Below are 2,382 nucleotides of genomic sequence, written 5' to 3' on the forward strand. Positions count from 1 at the left end.
TGGCAGGCAAAGGGAACCCTTCTTCTGCCAAAGGATGCCGCTGTCCGGGATCTGGCCGTTAAACTTGAGCCGAAGAAAAACGGACAGGGAACGAATTCCCCAAATGCGGGCAGCGGACAGGCGGGCGCAGACGCAGGGAACGATGGAGATCAGAGCAGCGGACAGGCGGGTACGGGCGCAGGAAACGCGGGAAATTCGGACAAGGGGGGAGAGGAGGTTTATCAGCTGACCCTGTCCCTGGGAGGCCGATCCCTGCTAAGCCAGTCCTTAAAGGCTCAAAATACTTCTGACCAGAAGGACAAGGCGTCTGGAGCCTCCGGGATTGGAAGGGCAATCGGAAATTTCTTTGGCGGCCTCTCTGACGGGATCGGCAAGGGCTTTCGAACTGTAATTTTGCCGATTCTTCTGGCAGTGCTTCTGATTCTGGTCCTCCTGGCGCTTGCCTTCCTGATTTTGACCAGGCGCAGAAGGGCAAGAAGAAGGGCGCGTAAAAACCGGGTGCGCAAGTATCGGGGGCGTCGATGAGAGCTCTGGATCAGGCCCTGCTTGCCTATGGAAAGAGTCAGGCCTACCCTTTTCATATGCCGGGCCACAAACGCCGTTTCCCCCGGAGCCTTGATCCGAATCTGATGGATATCACAGAGATCGAGGGCTTCGATGATTTGCACGATGCCAGCGGGATGATCGCGGATATCGAGCGAGACCTGGCGGAGCTCTACGGAGTGGAGGAAGCCCGCCTTTTGCTGGGGGGATCCACCCTGGGGAATCTGGTCAGCCTTCTGGCCCATTTGAAGCCGGGCGATAGTCTTCTCATGGCGAGAAATTGTCACAAGAGCATCTACCACGGGGCGATTCTGGGTCGCTTTTCCGTGGAATATGTCTATCCCCGGGCCCTGTCGAACGGCCTTCAGGGGCCGATTGAAGCCGCGTCCGTTCAGGAGGCCTTGTGCGCCGCGGAGGAGGTGGGACGGAAGGTCAAACTTGTGGCGATCACTTCGCCCAGCTATGAGGGGGTGGTGTCAGACCTGTCTGCTATCGCGCGGGTCGCGCACGCCCACGAAGCCCTGCTTCTGGTGGACGCCGCCCATGGAGCCCATTTCGGTTTCCACCCCTATTTTCCGCCCTCCATGGCGGATCAGGGGGCGGATCTTTTGGTGACCAGTCTCCACAAAACCCTGCCCTTTTACACGATGACGGCAGCCCTGCTCCTGCCGCATGGCTCAGGGGCTGACCGGGAGCGGGTGTCGGATATGATCGACTATCTGGAGACCTCGTCTCCCTCCTATATTCTTATGGGGCAGGCGGCGGCGGCCCTGCGCTTTCTGCGCCGGGAAGGGGAGTCTTATTTTCAGGCAAATGCCCGCGATCTGAAGGACTTTTACAGGGCCTGTGAGAGCTTGCGGGCGCTTGAGATTCTGCGGACAGATGATCCGGGCAAGATCGTCATCTCCTGCGCGCGAATCAATCTCACGGGGCAGGAGCTGATGGAATGGCTGCGGAAGGACTATCAGCTGGAATTGGAAATGGCCTCTTTTGATTATGCTCTGGCCATGACCTCCCTTATGGATACCAGCGAAGGGCTGCAGCGGCTGCAGAAGGCTCTGCTTGAGATTGATGGAATTTTGAGGGAGACCGGCGCGATGCCGGAGAATTTGCAGGATAAGACATTGGGGGAACAGTCAGGAGGTGACAGAGTCGACAGCATCGGTAAAGATGACAGCGCCGACAGAGTTGATGGCACTGGTAAAGATGACAGCGCCGGGGAAAATGACAGTGTCGACGGAGTTGATGGCGCCGGGAAAGATAACAGCGCCGGGGAAAATGACAGTGCCGACGGAATTGATGGCGCCGGGAAAAGTGACAGTGTTGACGGAGTTGATGGCGCCGGGAAAAATGACAGTGTTGGCAGAGTTGACAGCGCCATAGATTACGGGATTGTCTATGGCCCGCGCAGGAAGCTTCTGGAGCCCTGGCAGGCCCTGGAGGAGAAGTGGGAGGATCTGGAACTGGAGGCGTGCGCCGGCCGCGTCAGCAGGGACTCCATTCTCCTCTATCCGCCCGGGATCCCCCTGGTTCACAGCGGAGAAGAGATCACAGAGTGTGTCATCCTCTATCTCAAGAGAGCGCTGAAGGATGGGCTGAAGGTGCAGGGCCTGAGAGAGGGAAAAGCCCGGGTCCTGAGAGAAGAGCTCGGAAGTGAAATAAAAAATCCGGGATCCTGAGAGAAAAAAGTTTGGAACTGAGGTGAAAAAGCTTAGGCTTTGAGATGAGAAGAGCTTGGGTTTTGAGAGATGGGAAACCTGAGCCCTGAGATGAGAGATTCTTCTACAATCCTGCCGAGGAGGCGGTCACCCTCAGAGTGTAGCAGCAGGAGGGCCAGGA

The 2,382-nt window shown here is 57.5% G+C and carries 2 protein-coding genes; both read left to right on the top strand.

Going from position 1 to position 2,382, the window contains the following annotated elements:
• Window positions 1-525: hypothetical protein (locus tag ACO5R6_RS07195; RefSeq protein WP_485626511.1), on the top strand; the 525-nt coding region annotated here is incomplete at its 5' end.
• Window positions 522-2,222: an aminotransferase class I/II-fold pyridoxal phosphate-dependent enzyme gene (locus ACO5R6_RS07200; RefSeq protein WP_485626512.1), complete on the top strand. Its 1,701-nt coding sequence runs from the start codon at window positions 522-524 to the stop codon at window positions 2,220-2,222. The genes ACO5R6_RS07195 and ACO5R6_RS07200, both read left to right, overlap by 4 nt.
• Window positions 2,223-2,382 lie beyond the last annotated feature (160 nt).

This window comes from Shuttleworthella sp. (assembly GCF_057251025.1).